Below are 14,696 nucleotides of genomic sequence, written 5' to 3'. Positions count from 1 at the left end.
ACCACGACCATGTCAGGAGCAGCGCACATGTCAGACGAGTCCCGCCCCCTCGACGGCACGCAGGTGGTCACGGCTCCGGCCGGAGCCTTCCGCGGCACGGCAACCGGCGCCGTGCGCTCGTGGCGCGGAATCCGCTACGCTCAAGCGCCCGTCGGCCGGCTGCGCTGGCGTGATCCCGTCGCTGCGCCGGCTGCCGCGGGCGAGGTCGATGCCACCGCGTACGGCAACGTGTGCCCGCAGAAGCCCAACCCCGCAGTGCCCCTGGGTGATGATGCGGTGATGGACGAGGACTGCCTCGTGCTGAACGTATGGGCGCCGTCGGAGCCACGCGAGACCCCGCTGCCGGTGATGGTGTGGCTGCACGGAGGTGCCTACACCTTCGGATCGTCGAGCCAGCCGTTGTTCGATGCGACCTCGTTCGTGACGCGCGGCGAAGTCGTGGTCGTGACGGTCAACTACCGACTCGGCGCTTTCGGTTTTCTGGATCTCGCCGGGCTCCTGCCCGAAGGGGGTTTCGATCGCAACCTGGCCGTGAAGGACGCGCTGCTCGCGTTGCGCTGGGTGCAGGCGAACATCTCCGCGTTCGGGGGCGACGCAGGCAGGGTCACGGTGTTCGGGGAGTCCGCGGGAGGGGGGCTCGTGACGACGCTGCTGGCGACGCCTTCTGCTGAAGGCCTGTTCACGCGCGCGATCGCGCAGTCCTCCCCCGCCTCGAGCATGTACGGCACCGAGCGAGCGCGTGACGTCGCCGCCCGGTTCGTGCATGAGTTGGGCATCGATTCGACGGATGCTGCGGCAGTCGCGGGGGCACTGCGCGCGGCATCCGTCGATGACATCGTGGCGGCGAGCATGAGCGTGTACGCGGCCGTGCCGGACGAGGCCCCGGGAACCCTCGCCTTCGCGCCCGTCATCGACGGCGAGCTGATTCCGGAGGCGCCGGTCACGGTCCTGCGCGAGGGACGCGGGATCCAGGTTCCTCTCCTGATCGGGACGAACAAGGACGAGGCGTCGCTGTTCAAGTTCATGAAGTCGCCTCTCATCCCGATCACCGACGATCGCATCAGGCAGATGTTCACCGACATGGCCGAGAACAATCCGACGATCACCCTCCCCGCCGTCGCCCAGGTGCAGACGGCGTATGAGAACGTGCGGCAGCGCGCCGTGGGGCTCGGCATCGCCCGCGACATAGGCTTCCGCATGCCCACCCTGTGGATCGCGGAAGGACACAGCACGGTCGCCGATGTGTGGTTGTACCGGTTCGATCACGCCGCACCCTTCCTGCGGTTGCTCGGCCTCGGGGCGACGCACGCGACCGAGCTGCCGTACCTGTGGGGCAACCTGTCGAGCGGACCGAAGGATCCGACGTTCCGGTTGGGCGGTCGACGAGCCGCCGAGGAGATCTCGGTGCGGATGCAGGAGCGCTGGACGGCCTTCGCTCACGGACGCAGCCCTGATTCCCCGATGGCGAAGGACGCGCCTGCGTGGGCACCCTATTCCGCAGACGAAACGGACAGCAGCCGACAGACTCTCGTGATCGAGCGGCAGGACACCCTCGTCGCCGACCTCGATGCACCGCTGCGAGCAGCCTGGGGCGACGAGGTGCTCGACTTCCGCTGAGCGCGCTCAGGACACGAGCCGTGGCAGCAGTCCTCTTTCTTTCTTCACCGCGCGTCAGTATGGTGGCCGCATAGCCGTTGAGTCATCGCGGCCAACGGGCCTGCGGAGTCCCCCAACTTAGCGGGCCCGGGCGGTCCCTCGAGGTCTCCCCAGGGCCAGAGAGGGACCGCCGCCGCCTCGTTCTCGCGCAGCGGACCTGCCTGGCTGAACGCGGACCACGGCAGCGCGTCGAAAGCTCCACGCCTGTGGTCCAGGTGCGACAATCGGCCCTTGCCGCGCCAAAGTCGATCGATATACTGGCGCGAACGGGTGTCGGATCATCTGGCGCCCGCGACAGGGGGATCGGCGGCGGAGCTGAGGTTCCGCCCCGGCCAGGGGAGGAAAAATGAACAACGATCGTCGCGCCCTCGCTGCGCACACCGGCGAGTCTCCAGGAAAGCGCCGAGCGGCCGTCATCGCTGTGCTCGCGATGATTTTCGCGATGCTGACCACGATCAACGTCATCGGGTCCCCGCAGACCGCGCAGGCCGCGGCGGTATGCACGCCAGGGAACATCTACGCCAACACCGGTGGCGCCGTCAACGAGCTCAACAAGTACTCGACGACTGGTGACCTCGTGTCGAGCGTCCCGCTTGCGCGCTCCTACACAGACATCGCGTTCCTGGGCGATGGTGTCACGCTTTACGGCATCGCTCCGGGAACCCCGACGGTCCTGTACACGATCAATCCCGACACCGGAGCCGAGATCGCATCGGTTCCCGTCACCGGCTTGCCCGCCACTGCCTACTTCGCGAATGCCTTGAGTGCGCTGCCGGACGGGTCTCTTCTCGTCGGTGCCGCACCGAATGGGGAAACCGGCCGCATGATCTTCGAGATCAACCCGACGACGGGTGTCGCCACACCGTTCCAGGCCATGTTCCCGACGGGCTTCGGTTCAGCCGGCGACTTCCTCTCCCTCGCGGATGGAGACATCCTCGCTGTCGGTTCCACGGGGTCCGGAGGTTCGCTGTTCCGCATCGCCCCCGACTTCTCGGTGACTCAGGTCGGCACCGTGCCGCAGTCCTTCGGCGCCGCTCAGAGCGGCGGAAAGATCTATCTCGCCGGGTCCAACGGTGACCTGTACGAGATTGCGACCGTACCCGTCGTGCCCTCCACCTCGCCTGTGCCGCTCACCACGATCGCCGCGACGGGACTGCCGTTCTTCGGTGCGACCTCACCCCAGGACAGCGGATTGTGCTCGGAGCTCACGCTGGTGAAGTCGGTCGACCCGGCGGATGCAGCAACCTATGAGGTCGGCCAGGAGCTGACGTACTCGTTCGTCGTGACCAACACGGGAAACACGACGCTCACGAACATCTCGGTCACGGAAGGCGCGTTCACGGGCTCGGGTCAGCTGGGACCGATCACGCCGGCATCCGTCCCCTCGCTGGCGCCCGGAGCGGTGACCACGTTCACCGCGACCTACACGCTGACCCAGGCGGATGTCGACCGCGGAACCACGAGCAACACCGCGACCGCGACCGGTGTCCCACCCACGGGCCCCCCGATCGAGTCCCCGCCCTCCACGGTCGAGGTCCCCTCGATCCCCGCGCCGGGACTGTCCCTGGTGAAGTCTGCTGACCGCAACAGCGTCTCGGCGGCCGGTCAGACACTGACGTATTCCTTCTTGGTGACGAACACGGGCAACAGAACCCTGACCGACGTGACCGTCGAAGAAGGCGCGTTCACCGGTTCCGGCACCCTCGGGGCGATCACCCCGGCGTCCGTCGCCACTCTCGCACCGGGAGCATCCACGACGTTCACCNGCTCACCCAGGCCGACATCGACCGCGGAACCACCAGCAACACCGCCACCGCGACCGGCGTCCCGCCCACGGGCCCCCCGATCGAGTCCCCGCCCTCCACRGTCGAGGTCCCCTCGATCCCCGCCCCCGGACTCTCCCTCGTGAAGTCCGTGACCCCGTCGGATGAGGCCTCCTACGAAGTCGGTCAGGAACTGACCTACTCGTTCCTGGTCACCAACACCGGAAACACCACCCTCACCGACGTCACCGTCGAAGAAGGCGCGTTCACCGGTTCCGGCACCCTCGGGGCGATCACCCCGGCGTCCGTCGCCACTCTCGCACCGGGAGCATCCACGACGTTCACCNACCGTCGAAGAAGGCGCGTTCACCGGTTCCGGCACCCTCGGGGCGATCACCCCGGCGTCCGTCGCCACTCTCGCACCGGGAGCATCCACGACGTTCACCGCGACCTACACGCTCACCCAGGCCGACATCGACCGCGGAACCACCAGCAACACCGCCACCGCGACCGGCGTCCCGCCCACGGGCCCCCCGATCGAGTCCCCGCCCTCCACNGCTCACCCAGGCCGACATCGACCGCGGAACCACCAGCAACACCGCCACCGCGACCGGCGTCCCGCCCACGGGCCCCCCGATCGAGTCCCCGCCCTCCACAGTCGAGGTCCCCTCGATCCCCGCCCCCGGACTCTCCCTCGTGAAGTCCGTCGACCGCCCCAGCGTGTCCACTGTCGGTCAGACAATCACCTATTCGTTCTTGGTGACCAACACCGGCAACACGACGCTCACCGGCGTCACGGTCAAGGAAGGCTCGTTCACCGGTTCCGGTCAGCTGGGACCGATCACGCCGGCGTCCGTAGCCACTCTGGCCCCGGGATCGTCGACCACGTTCACCGCGACCTACGTCGTCACGCGCGCTGATCTGCAGTCCGGAAGCCTGTCGAACACGGCGACCGCCACCGGCGTCCCGCCCACGGGCCCGCCGATCGAATCGCCGCCCTCCACGGTCAAGGTTCCCGCGGTTCCCCCGTTCTCCGGGCTGGCGACCACGGGATCGGAGCCCCTGTGGGCTGCGCTTCTTGCAGCCGCCTTCCTCCTCGTGCTCGGAGGAGCGCTCAAGGTGAGGTCGGGATCGAGATTCTCCCGATCGTGAGTGAGGGCAGGATCCTCTAGCAGAAGGGAGGGAGTGGGAGTCGATCCCACTCCCTCCCTTCTTTGCTGTTCATGAGAGGTCGCAGCTGCGAATCGGCGTCGTCTGCCGCCGCTCCCCCGCACCCCCAGCGACCGGACGACCTCTGGGCCGTCGGAAGAGGCGTGCACAACGCATCTACACGCCCGGTCAGCCCATGGTTTCGGGCAGATGACCCAGCAGCGCTCAGGCGAAGTCGAGCTCGCCGCGCACGATCGAATCACCGGAGTGCGCCGGATCACCGTCAACCGGCTCGAACGAGATGTCGACGACGCGGTACTCGTCGAGGTCGACGCCGTCCGGCACGAGGAATGTCCCTGACGCGTTCTCGAGCACACCGAGACTGATCAGGGCCTCACCGTCGGCACGGATCAACCACACCTCGCGGTAGTCGCCGTCGAGTCCCTCGTCTCCTTCGAGAGTCACGGTGAGGGTGCGTCGTCCGTCGCCGTCGTCGTCGACTTCGGCTTGCCCTGTCGCCTGCGGGTGGTCGGGGAAGGCTGCGAGCTCGGCGGACGCGATCACCGCAGACGACGGCGTGAGCGTGCGCGTGATCCAGATGCCGGCACCGATCGCGGCGACGAGTGTCATCGAAGCCGCGAGCACCCAGATGGTCGACCGCGAGCGACGCGTACGTCCGGCACGCGGTGGTGTCGGCGCAGCGACACGCATCGGCTGCTCATGCGCCTCGGAGACTTCGAGTGCGCCCGAAGACGCCGGATCCGAAGCCAGCGCTGGACTCAGACGGAGCTCCTCGTGAATCCTCGACCACACATCCGTGGAGGGACTCTCCAGCTCCCCCTCTACGACGCTGGATCGAGCCACGAGTGCCACGCGCGACATCTCGGCCACCTCAGCGGCACAGGCATCGCATTCGGCCAGGTGCTGCGTGTCTGCGTCAGAGTCGACCGGTTCACCCATCGCGATCAGAGCGATCGTCTCGTCATCAAGATGCGACATGGTTCACCTCCAATCGATCACGCATTCGGGCAAGACTTCGGCGGATGTGACTCTTCACTGTGCCGAGCGGCATCCCCATTCTCCGGGAGATCTCGTCATGGGTGAGGTCATCGTAGAAGGCCAATCGCATCACGGCCTGAGCGTCCGGTGCGAGCTGCTGCAGCTCGCTCGAGAGCAGAAGCGTCTCCGAGAGATCGATGGCATCCGAGACGAGTGCGTCCGGCGGGGTGAGGCGCTCCATCTCGGCCTGCAGCTGCTGCACCTTGGCCCTCGCCTCGAAGGTGTCGGCGATGCGCCGTCGGGCGATCGTGATCAACCAGGTCGAGAGGCGCGCCTTCGACGAGTCATAACCCGCGCGCGAGTTCCACGCCGAGACGAAAGTGCGCTGCGTCACGTCCTCCGCATCGCCTCGATCGCCGAGCGATCGCAGCGCGAGCGTGAAGACGACCGGAGACCATCGCCGGTACAGCTCAGCGAGGGCTTGTTCATCGCCCGCGACGAAGCGTCGATCGAGCGCCGCTTCGGCTTCGGTGGTCTCATCCACCCGGAGTCTCCTCTCCATGGTGATCACCCCGACTCACTGCGGGACGGCCACGGCCACCACGTTATCGCGGTAATGGCCGGTGGTGCTGTCGAAAGGGCCGCCGCAGGTGACGATCACCAGGGCGGACGATCCACCTCGGGCGAACAGCTCATCGGAGGGCAATGCGGACTTCTCGTAGTAGGTCAGCGACTGGATCAGGAAGTCGCGAGTCGTCCCGTCCGCCGCGGTGACGCTGACGGTCTCGCCTGCGGGCACGTCCCGCAGGCGAGCGAGCGGTCCGATCGGATAGTCGATCGCGTCGACGTGCGCTGCGATCAGGATCCGGCCGCTCGTGCTCGTGGCATCCGCCCCGTATCGGTACCACCCGGCCACGGCCGGGTCGACGGGAAGCTCCATCTGTCCCGACTCCTCCACCCCGACATCCGTCACCGGCATGTCGACGTCGAGAGATGGGATGGCAAGACGCGTGGGGGCGACGGATGCGACCGGGGCGGGGAGGGAGCCCGGTCGCACCTCCACGTCTCGCGTGGGTGTGGGAGGGACGGGGGTCGGAGTCGTGGGGGTCGGCTCCGACGACGGAGGGGAGCCATCACCCGCCCCTCCCGGTGTGCATGCCACGAGGCACGCCGCAGCGACCACTGCACCCAACGCCGCGATGGCGCGGTGCCGACCGGGGATCCGCGACGTGCCTGCGGGCATCAGCGCACCGACTGGCGCCGACGCACGACCAGGCCTGCGCCCACCGCGGCCGCGATGGCCATCGCGATGACGCCGACCGAGAGGATCGTCGTCACCGACGCGTCCTGCAGTGCGAGATAGCCGGCGGTACCCGAGGGCACACCGTCGGGGTTCGTGTGCAGCCCGCCGATCGTCTGCGCCGCGATGGCGAGGTTTCCGTCTTCGGCGCTGCCCCAGGCGTACAGGATCGTGTTGACGCCCTCCTGGATGGCGACGTCGGTCGGTCCGATGACAGGGTCGGTCGTTCCGGCCAGAGCCACGGCCGCCGACACCGTTCCCGCGGCGAGGTCGAGCTTCGCCTCATCGGGGTTGGCGAGGTTCTGGATGACGGGCGATCCGCCCGCCAGGATGTCGACCGCGGGTGCCGCGGCCGTGTGACGGACAGTGAGCCGTCCCTGACCCGGTGCCGTCTGAGAGATGTCGTTCGTGAACAGGTTGAGGCCCGGATCTCCCGCCGCCGTCAGGTGTGCGACGGCCGTGTAGTTCGCACCGCCCTCGAGGGTGAGAGTGGCCGGACCGAGGATCGGGGCGCTCGCGTCGGCGGCATCAGGAGCGGTGAGGGCGACCTCGTAGTCACCGGCGGGCAATGCGAGAGGGCCTGCCAGGTCTCCCGGGGCGAAGTTGTCGAGGGTCAGCTCGCCGTTCACATACACGTCGACCGGCGTGTCAGGGATCGCGTGGAGCACGGAAAGCTGAGCCTCCTGGGCCGTAGCGGCGCCGGCCGGCAATGCCAGGCCGAGAGCGGTGATCATTCCGACGGCGAGGCCGGCGGCGACTGTCTTGCGCATCTGTTCCTCCTGAACGCGGACCGCCCTGCGCGGCCCTTCATAGGAGTTGTTCTCCGAGAAGTCGGAGTTTGGATGCACTGGATCTGAAATTCGTCGCGACGGAGTCGCTCGACCGTTCTGCCACGGCACCGCGGTGGATACGACAGAGGCTCGGAACCTCGCGACTTCCGCGTGATTCCGAGCCTCAATGTGGTGGGCTGTTGGCACAACCTGCGATGACCACCATCCCGGGGCGAGCGTCCTCCCACGTTTCCTGAAGCCAGCCCTCGATTTTCCTGTAAAGGCGCAGATGACTAGCGATTGACGTCAGCTAGCGCGCGGGAGCTACGCGGACACCAGGGCCGAAGTGCTGCTGAGCGCCGATGTCCCCCTGCGCGCCGTTCGGGTCATCCGCTTCCTTGTTGTCGCCAGGCAACAGCTCCTCTGGCTTTCGGTTTCGAGGCACACAGAGGGTTCGACGCGGGTATCCGCCCGGGCGAACGTTCGCGCAGTATGCTCGGGCGTTTCCTATCCCTGTTCGGGGCGTGTAGCCAAGCCTGCATCGCCGGTGGCCAGACCGTGGCGGGACGAGTTGGCGAGCGACCGTGGCGACTTACTGTCAAACGGCGCGCATCGGCACTCGCACATCACCGCCGGCTTCCTCGGTGAGGCGCTCACCCATCTGGACGAACGTGGGCTCGGCGATAAACCCTCCGGCGAACAACGCCTGGCCTTGTCGGAAGCTCTTCGCTCGGCGGATCGCTTCTTCGGGCGCGAACCCGAACACCTCAGCGAGTTCGGCAAGGTCCCGGGGTGCGTTGACCCGCATTAGGCCGAGGTTGTCGCACTGCGACAGCACGTTCGGGTGAATCTTCGTCGGCCGTTGGGTCGACAGGAACAGCCAGAGGCCGAACTTCCGCCCTTCCGCCGCGATCTGAACGAGCTGCGCGGTGAGCGCCCGCTCCACTTCTGTGCTCGGATCGGGCGAACACAGGTTGTGCGCTTCGTCGATGACGATGAGGACGGGGCGGCGCTCTTGCCGGCGCGCCCACAGGTGCTCGAGCACGGCAAGAGCTGCGACCTTCGGTTCCGCGGGATGATCGAACCCACCGAGGTCCAGGACGGTTGCTCGGGGACGCTCGTCGATGGCATCGACGACGGAACTCGTACCTCGCGACCACAAGTCCCAGTTGAGCACCTGGAGGTTCTCCATCCGATTGGCCAATCGCACTCGTGCAGGTTCGCCACTGGCACGAAAGGCCTTCACAAGTTCCGCAGCGTCGAACTGCTTCGCGTCCGCCTCACTGTGCAGGAGAACGTTGTACTCCTCGGCATCGCGGATCGGGTCCATCTGCAGCACTGCGGCCTTCGTCGCCGGAGACAGGTCGACGTAGCGGACGTGGAGTGGATCGTCCCTGCCCGGACCTGAACGGAACACCCGCGTGTCGAGACCGGCGATCCTCTCGGCCGACGTCATCGCAGCGGAGTCACGGGTCTCCTGCAACCGCACGAAGTCCGCGTTCGGATCGAGGATCAGCAACGGCAACTCGGTATGAAGGAGGAGCTGTTCGAGGACGACGCCCAGTGCGTACGTTTTCCCGCTGCCGCTCTGCCCGCACCAGAAGGTGTGCCGATTGAATCGACGAGCGTCCAGTTCCACGGCCGCTGTCGGGCTATCGAGCGCGGTTCCGATCTGCAACATGGTTATGGCATCCTCCGGATCAGTTGTGGCACCAGAATGCCGCATCCGACACCGTGCGGCACCTGATCTCGCCGCCACGACGAAGAGTTCATGCGTTGCGGATGATGCGCGCGGTGGTCGGCACGCGCGACGATTGCCTCGCACGCCACAACCTGAGAGGCATGACCATGACCGACTCCTCCCCCGTCGTCACGTATGCGAACTTCGCGCGCATCGAGACGTTGCGGATGTTCGCCGCGATCAGCGCGAACGCCGGCGGTGCGAACCGGTGGAACCACTACCGCGTCCCCACCCCCATCGACCAGCAGACCATCATCCGGATGAACCGCGACACGCTCTACAGCGCGGCGATCATCGACGTCTCCGAGGGCACGACGATCACGATCCCGGAGACGGGCGGACGCTACGTCTCCGTCATGCTCGTCAGCGAAGATCACTTCATCAATCGCGTCATTCATGACGCAGGCGAACACCATCTGACTGCTGCGGAGCTCGGGTCGGAGTTCGTCCTCGCCGCGGCACGCATCCTCGTGGACTCGGACGACCCCGATGACGTCGCAACGGTCGATGCTCTCCAGGACCAGTTCTCGCTGACATCCACAGGAGGTCGCGAGCTCCCGGCGCTCGACTACGACGCCGACTCGTTCGCCCAGACCCGCGACGCCGTTCTCACCCTCGCGAAGGGACTCACCAACTTCGAGCATGCGTTCGGACCGGCGGACCAGGTCGATCCCGTCCGTCATCTTCTGGGAACCGCCTCCGGATGGGGCGGCTTGCCCGATCAGGAGGCCTTCTACGTCAACGTTGAGCCCGGACTTCCGGTCGGCGAGTACAAGCTCACAGTCGGAGAGGTGCCCGTCGACGGCTTCTGGTCGATCTCGATGTACAACGCCGAAGGGTACTTCGAGGCCAACGACGCCGACCGCTACAGCGTGAACAACGTCACCGGAGTTCGCGATGCCGATGGCAGCATCACCGTACGGTTCGGCGGCGATCCGTCCGTGCCGAACGCGCTTCCGCTCACAGAGGGGTGGAACTATCTCGTGAGGCTCTACCGTCCCCGCCCCGAAGTCCTCGACGGCTCGTGGACCTTCCCGTCGATTGAGGGTGCACGATGACCGCTACCGGACCGACCGAGACGATGTTCGGCCCTCTCGAGCTCTTCGTCGTCACGTTCGACGGCGTCAGTCCAGACGCAGGCGTCCTCTCGGCGCTCAACAGTCTCGGTGACGGCACATCGGTCCGCCTCGTCGACCTGGTCATCGCGGTTCGCCTCGCCGACGGCACCGTCAATGTCAGCGAGTTGACGGACCTGCCCGTCGATCTTTCCGGAGCGGTCGATCTCGTTGCAGAGGGCCTCATCGGAGAAGAGGACATCGAGGATGCCGTCGAGGCGGTGCCCCCGGGATCAGGCATCGCATTGGCCGCGATGGAGATGCGCTGGGCAGCGAATCTGTCGTCGACGTTGGCCGCGGCGGGAGGGCACGTCGCCCACATCGCCCTCATCCCCGGGCCCGTGGTGAACGAGCTCGTCAGCGGAGGCCTGCTGGCCTCGTCGAACGGAGAGAACTGATCATGGCCTTCATTGCACGACGAGGACGCCCTGGTCTGCTCGGCATGGCAGCTCGAACTGCTGTCGTCGCAGGAACGGCAACCGCAGTCAGCGGCGCTGTCGCTCGGAACCAGCAGCGACGAGCCGCTGAGCAGCAGGCACGAGTCCAGCAGACGCCGGTTCCGCCAGCTTCCATGCCGGTCGTCACCCCGCCCGCTGCGGCGCCTGTCGCCGCGGGCGAGGACTTTTTCGCTCAAGTGGAGAAGCTCGCGACGCTGCATCAGCAGGGTATCCTCACCGACGAGGAGTTCGCTCTCGCGAAGCAGCGGCTGCTCAATGGCTGACCGTAGTAGTCGCAGCGCCTCCACGGATTCCGTGGAGGCGCTGCGATTGCGGGTCGCCACCCTCGAACGGGAGAACGAAGAACTCCGGGCCCCCGCAGCCGCACTCCGGAGCGCAGGGCGCAGAACCGGACGGTCGATCCTCTCGTTCGTTCTCATCGCTCTCGGCATCGTCGTCGGGGGCGCTGGGCTGGTCAGTTCGTACGCGAAACAGCAGCTCCTCGATACGACGAACTTCGTCTCCACCTTCGCGCCCCTGGCCACGGACAGTGCCGTTCAGGACGTGGCCGGCGACGCGATTCTCTCCGCCATCGATGACGCCGTCGACATCCCTGCCCTCACCGCTGACGTCATCACCGGTATTCGGGAGCTCGATCTTCCCCCGCGAGCTGACCTCGCGCTCCAGCTGCTGGAGGCTCCTGCCGCACAGGGCCTGCAGGGCCTCATCGATTCCAGTGTCGCCGCGATTGTCGCGTCAGATACGTTCTCGGCAGCCTGGGAACAGATGCTGCGCATCTCGCACACGCAGATGATGGCAACCGTCCGCGGCGATGACGCTGCGGCCGTCACGCTCTCGGATGGCGCACTCCAGCTGCAGATCGGCCCGCTCGTAGCCGAGGTGAAGGAGCGCTTGCTGGCCCGCGGCTTCACGCTGGCGGAGTCGATTCCCGCAGTCGACCGCAGCATCGACCTCGTCGAGGGAGAGTCATTCGAGCAGATCCGTGCCGTAGTCAATGCGGTTGATGTGGCGGGAAGCTGGCTGCCTTGGGCATCCCTGGTCCTCATCGTGGCAGGCGTCCTCACCGCTCGGCACCGGCAGCGGGCACTGATCGGTGCATCGTTCACGACTGCGGTGCTGATGACCTCGGTCGCCATCGCTCTCACGGTTGCGGGAGGGATCTTCGTCCGCGTCGCGAGTCGCAGCCCTGGCGTCATCACAGGCATCGCTGCGCAACATGTCTATGACGCAGCGACAAGGATGATGTCTCAGATGAGCGTCGCCATTGCGACGCTCGCCGTCGCAGTCGCGGTCGTTGCATGGTTGTCGGGGCCATCCGCGGCCGCTGTGGCAGTTCGCACGGGCATCACCTCCGCCGGTCGGAGCGTCCAGCAGCGCGCGGAGAAGCGAGGGCTCAGCTCTGGACGTCTCGGACTGTGGCTCGACGGCAATCACCGCATCGCGCTCGTGGCGGTCGGCGTCGCAGCCGCCGCCGTCATCCTGCTGTTGCGTCCGTTGTCCCCCGCGGTGATCATCTGCACCGCTGTGGTGAGCATGGTCGCTGTGCTCGCCATCCAATTCGTCCGCCGTCCGGTGGAATCGCTTCCCGACTCCACCGCCCTCTCCACACTCGAAAGTACCCTCGATGCTTGACGTCATCAGCAGCACCCTCACCAGCGCGGTCGCCATCGCCATCAGTCCGATCCCCATCATCGCGGTGATCCTGATGCTCATGACCCCGCGCGCGACACGACTCGGGGTGTCGTTCCTGGTGGCATGGTTCCTCGGCATCGTCGTCGCGACGACAGTCGCGGCGCTCTTGTCCGGTGTGCTGCCGGAACCATCGATGAATGAGTCACAGCCCGTTCTCGGCGCGATCATGCTGGTGATCGGTGCGGGGCTTCTGTTCCTGGGTTGGCGGCAATGGCGGTCCCGCCCGGGGCCGTCCGAGACAGCTGAGCTGCCGGCGTGGATGACTAAGATCGATGGCCTGCGCACTCCGGCAGCCTTCGGCCTAGGGTTCGCGCTCGCAGCCGTCAATCCGAAGAACCTCCTCGTCGCGGCATCGGCGGGCGCCGTCATCGGCCGCAGCGACCTCCCCGAAGGCGAGTTCATCGCCGTGGTGGCGGTGTTCTCCGGCGTTGCGGCGCTGAGCGTGCTGCTCCCTGTGCTCACGATGCTGATCGTCCCTCGCGTCGCCGCGAGTGCCCTCGACACGATCCGGAGCTGGCTGACCGACAACAACGCGACCATCATGACGGTCCTTCTCACGGTGATCGGGATCAACGTCATCGGCAAGGGGATCGGGTTGTTCGCGTGACGGCCGCTGACCAGCATCCGATCCTCCGCACGCATCGAGCGCTCCGACCAGGATTCGGTACCGAAGCCGCGGTGTACGGAACGATCCTCGTGAGCGGCCTCATCGCGGTGTCCTCCGCCCACGGCGAGACATCCGTGGTCGTGCTGATCACGGTGGGGGTGACGGTAATGGTCTTCTGGGCGGCACACGTCTACGCCGGCGCAGTCGCCCGTCTCGGGGATGAAGGAGCGGAGCACATCGGCGTGCGCACGGCGATCCGGCGTTCGGTGCGTCATTCGCTGGGGATGCTCAGTTCTGCGGGAGTCCCTGCATTGATCCTGCTCGCGGGAACCACTCGTCTGATCCCGGACGATGCCGCGAACGAGGTGGCGCTGTGGTCGGGTACGGTGATCCTTGCTTTCCTCGGATACGTGGCGTTCCTTCGCCGTGGAAGCGGAATGTGGACAAGAATCCTCGGCGCGGTGGGAACGGCGTCCTTCGGCGTCGTCTTCGTGATCCTGAAAGCGTTCGTGCACTGACCTCGCGGGAACGCATGGCGATGAAATGGGCTGGTCCGCAGGTAGAGCGGACCAGCCCATCTCTCTCGTAGGTGACTACTCGCACTCCAGGTCGGTCGCCGTGTCCTGCCTGGTCTGGGCGACATCGCGCGCCTCCTCTACGAGAGAGTCCCTCGCATCGGCGAGTGACGTATCGCTATCGATGGCAGTCGCTGAGTCGAGGAACTTCTCCCAGCTGTCCGTCAGAGCCTGCGCGCGATCAGCTGCCACCGCGTCCAGCGCGCTGTCCGCCTCGTCGTACGCAGCCGCCACACTCTCGCGGATCGTCCGCAGGTCTCCGACGGTCTCCGCCTCTCCGAGATCGGATTCGGCCGTGGTCAGTGCCGCCGCGAGGTCATCGAGCGCGACGCATGCCGCAGTCACGTTGTCTTCTTCGGTGGCCGCAGGTGCTGTGCACCCTGCGAGAGTCATAATGCTCAACGCGCTGAAAGTCACGACGACTCCCGCATGTCTCAGGTTCTTCTTCATTGTCGCCTCTTCTTCTGCTTGACCCTGGGTGGTCACTTTCACTGTGCTGGGGATGAAGCGGGCGATCCAGAGATGACCGCGTGATTCATGCGCAATGCATGAAACACGGGCTTATGCCATCGTGTTCACCGTCGCGGCAAGCTCCACTGTGCTTCTTCCCTTACTACTGACCCTGTGGCTGCCGCGGACCGCCTCACGGGGGCTCATACGACTACGGCGATGGCTGACAGCTCGCAACGCTGTCATCACCGCAGTGGTGCTGGGTGTGTTGGGCATCGCGGTCATCACCAGCGGCATCAGCCTGCTGTGATCCTCGCAGCGAGGCAGCGATTGTTGGGCAGCTCGGCGTCGCCTTGCTGCGAGAACGACGCCGTCGGTCACATCGTTTGAGGGCCGAGTGTTACTTGGCGTACGATCCGAG

The 14,696-nt window shown here is 66.4% G+C and carries 15 protein-coding genes and 4 pseudogenes; 13 read left to right on the top strand and 6 right to left on the bottom strand.

What is annotated here, in order from left to right:
• Positions 1-27: 27 nt before the first annotated feature.
• The 6 genes and pseudogenes from ASD13_RS06435 to ASD13_RS17800 all read left to right on the top strand — a co-directional run bounded on the left by ASD13_RS06435 (position 28) and on the right by ASD13_RS17800 (position 4,571).
• Positions 28-1,617 carry a carboxylesterase/lipase family protein gene (locus ASD13_RS06435; RefSeq protein WP_055867223.1) on the top strand — a complete coding sequence of 530 codons (1,590 nt, stop codon included), beginning with the start codon at positions 28-30 and terminating at the stop codon, positions 1,615-1,617.
• A gap of 385 nt (positions 1,618-2,002) precedes the next feature.
• Positions 2,003-3,421 (top strand): annotated as a pseudogene (locus tag ASD13_RS17820) (DUF7507 domain-containing protein); the annotation flags it as partial.
• 1 nt (position 3,422) lies between these two features.
• Positions 3,423-3,498: pseudogene (locus tag ASD13_RS17815) on the top strand (hypothetical protein); the annotation flags it as partial.
• Between the two features lie 3 nt (positions 3,499-3,501).
• A pseudogene (locus ASD13_RS17810) lies at positions 3,502-3,765 on the top strand (DUF7507 domain-containing protein); the annotation flags it as partial.
• A gap of 46 nt (positions 3,766-3,811) precedes the next feature.
• Positions 3,812-3,975: pseudogene (locus tag ASD13_RS17805) on the top strand (DUF7507 domain-containing protein); the annotation flags it as partial.
• A 17-nt stretch (positions 3,976-3,992) separates the two neighbouring features.
• Positions 3,993-4,571 carry a DUF7507 domain-containing protein gene (locus ASD13_RS17800; protein ID WP_157535601.1) on the top strand — a complete coding sequence of 193 codons (579 nt, stop codon included), beginning with the start codon at positions 3,993-3,995 and terminating at the stop codon, positions 4,569-4,571.
• 222 nt (positions 4,572-4,793) lie between these two features.
• Here ASD13_RS17800 and ASD13_RS06420 read toward each other — a convergent pair whose 3' ends face one another.
• The 5 genes from ASD13_RS06420 to ASD13_RS06400 all read right to left on the bottom strand — a co-directional run bounded on the left by ASD13_RS06420 (position 4,794) and on the right by ASD13_RS06400 (position 9,318).
• Complete coding sequence (locus ASD13_RS06420) at positions 4,794-5,567, bottom strand: anti-sigma factor (protein WP_055867211.1); 774 nt, start codon at positions 5,565-5,567, stop codon at positions 4,794-4,796.
• Complete coding sequence (locus tag ASD13_RS06415; protein ID WP_017830174.1) at positions 5,554-6,111, bottom strand: RNA polymerase sigma factor; 558 nt, start codon at positions 6,109-6,111, stop codon at positions 5,554-5,556. The genes ASD13_RS06420 and ASD13_RS06415 overlap by 14 nt, the downstream gene beginning before the upstream one ends.
• Before the next feature lie 33 nt (positions 6,112-6,144).
• The gene (locus tag ASD13_RS06410) at positions 6,145-6,624 is read right to left on the bottom strand and encodes a class F sortase (protein WP_235562483.1); all 480 of its coding nucleotides are present in this window, start codon (positions 6,622-6,624) and stop codon (positions 6,145-6,147) included.
• 185 nt (positions 6,625-6,809) lie between these two features.
• The gene (locus tag ASD13_RS06405) at positions 6,810-7,637 is read right to left on the bottom strand and encodes a DUF4397 domain-containing protein (protein WP_055867203.1); all 828 of its coding nucleotides are present in this window, start codon (positions 7,635-7,637) and stop codon (positions 6,810-6,812) included.
• Positions 7,638-8,235: 598 nt separating this feature from the next.
• Entirely contained in the window at positions 8,236-9,318 is a 1,083-nt protein-coding gene (locus ASD13_RS06400) for an ATP-binding protein (protein ID WP_055867192.1), read from the bottom strand.
• Positions 9,319-9,479: 161 nt separating this feature from the next.
• Here ASD13_RS06400 and ASD13_RS06395 point away from each other — a divergent pair, with 161 nt between their 5' ends.
• The 6 genes from ASD13_RS06395 to ASD13_RS06370 are packed head-to-tail and all read left to right on the top strand — an operon-like array spanning position 9,480 to position 13,768.
• Entirely contained in the window at positions 9,480-10,436 is a 957-nt protein-coding gene (locus ASD13_RS06395; protein WP_235562482.1) for a DUF1214 domain-containing protein, read from the top strand.
• A complete protein-coding gene (locus ASD13_RS06390) occupies positions 10,433-10,891 on the top strand; it encodes a DUF6325 family protein (protein WP_055867189.1) in 459 nt (152 codons plus the stop codon). Before ASD13_RS06395 ends, ASD13_RS06390 begins: the two co-directional genes overlap by 4 nt.
• Before the next feature lie 2 nt (positions 10,892-10,893).
• The gene (locus ASD13_RS06385; RefSeq protein WP_082531431.1) at positions 10,894-11,214 is read left to right on the top strand and encodes an SHOCT domain-containing protein; all 321 of its coding nucleotides are present in this window, start codon (positions 10,894-10,896) and stop codon (positions 11,212-11,214) included.
• Complete coding sequence (locus ASD13_RS06380; protein ID WP_157535600.1) at positions 11,207-12,583, top strand: hypothetical protein; 1,377 nt, start codon at positions 11,207-11,209, stop codon at positions 12,581-12,583. The genes ASD13_RS06385 and ASD13_RS06380 overlap by 8 nt, the downstream gene beginning before the upstream one ends.
• The gene (locus ASD13_RS06375) at positions 12,576-13,250 is read left to right on the top strand and encodes a GAP family protein (RefSeq protein ID WP_055867183.1); all 675 of its coding nucleotides are present in this window, start codon (positions 12,576-12,578) and stop codon (positions 13,248-13,250) included. The genes ASD13_RS06380 and ASD13_RS06375 overlap by 8 nt, the downstream gene beginning before the upstream one ends.
• Positions 13,247-13,768 (top strand): hypothetical protein, encoded by a 522-nt coding sequence (locus ASD13_RS06370; protein WP_235562481.1) that lies wholly within the window; start codon positions 13,247-13,249, stop codon positions 13,766-13,768. Before ASD13_RS06375 ends, ASD13_RS06370 begins: the two co-directional genes overlap by 4 nt.
• A gap of 75 nt (positions 13,769-13,843) precedes the next feature.
• Here ASD13_RS06370 and ASD13_RS06365 read toward each other — a convergent pair whose 3' ends face one another.
• Positions 13,844-14,275, bottom strand: coding sequence for a hypothetical protein (locus ASD13_RS06365; RefSeq protein WP_157535599.1), 432 nt, complete (start codon positions 14,273-14,275; stop codon positions 13,844-13,846).
• 94 nt (positions 14,276-14,369) lie between these two features.
• Here ASD13_RS06365 and ASD13_RS17795 point away from each other — a divergent pair, with 94 nt between their 5' ends.
• Positions 14,370-14,585: a GAP family protein gene (locus tag ASD13_RS17795; protein ID WP_082531430.1), complete on the top strand. Its 216-nt coding sequence runs from the start codon at positions 14,370-14,372 to the stop codon at positions 14,583-14,585.
• Positions 14,586-14,696: the final 111 nt, after the last annotated feature.

Source organism: Microbacterium sp. Root1433D1, from assembly GCF_001426835.1.
Taxonomy (GTDB): domain Bacteria; phylum Actinomycetota; class Actinomycetes; order Actinomycetales; family Microbacteriaceae; genus Microbacterium; species Microbacterium maritypicum.
The sequence above is the reverse complement of the archived record's forward strand: the minus strand, read 5'-3'. Positions and strand labels throughout refer to the sequence as shown.

Excerpts from the sequence above, each read along its gene's own strand:
- ASD13_RS06365 (WP_157535599.1), bottom strand. The coding sequence starts at position 14,275 with ATGAAGAAGAACCTGAGACATGCGGGAGTCGTCGTGACTTTCAGCGCG.
- ASD13_RS06385 (WP_082531431.1), top strand. The coding sequence starts at position 10,894 with ATGGCCTTCATTGCACGACGAGGACGCCCTGGTCTGCTCGGCATGGCA.
- ASD13_RS06390 (WP_055867189.1), top strand. The coding sequence starts at position 10,433 with ATGACCGCTACCGGACCGACCGAGACGATGTTCGGCCCTCTCGAGCTC.
- ASD13_RS06380 (WP_157535600.1), top strand. The coding sequence starts at position 11,207 with ATGGCTGACCGTAGTAGTCGCAGCGCCTCCACGGATTCCGTGGAGGCG.
- ASD13_RS06420 (WP_055867211.1), bottom strand. The coding sequence starts at position 5,567 with ATGTCGCATCTTGATGACGAGACGATCGCTCTGATCGCGATGGGTGAA.
- ASD13_RS06405 (WP_055867203.1), bottom strand. The coding sequence starts at position 7,637 with ATGCGCAAGACAGTCGCCGCCGGCCTCGCCGTCGGAATGATCACCGCT.
- ASD13_RS06375 (WP_055867183.1), top strand. The coding sequence starts at position 12,576 with ATGCTTGACGTCATCAGCAGCACCCTCACCAGCGCGGTCGCCATCGCC.
- ASD13_RS06435 (WP_055867223.1), top strand. The coding sequence starts at position 28 with ATGTCAGACGAGTCCCGCCCCCTCGACGGCACGCAGGTGGTCACGGCT.
- ASD13_RS06400 (WP_055867192.1), bottom strand. The coding sequence starts at position 9,318 with ATGTTGCAGATCGGAACCGCGCTCGATAGCCCGACAGCGGCCGTGGAA.
- ASD13_RS06395 (WP_235562482.1), top strand. The coding sequence starts at position 9,480 with ATGACCATGACCGACTCCTCCCCCGTCGTCACGTATGCGAACTTCGCG.
- ASD13_RS17795 (WP_082531430.1), top strand. The coding sequence starts at position 14,370 with ATGCATGAAACACGGGCTTATGCCATCGTGTTCACCGTCGCGGCAAGC.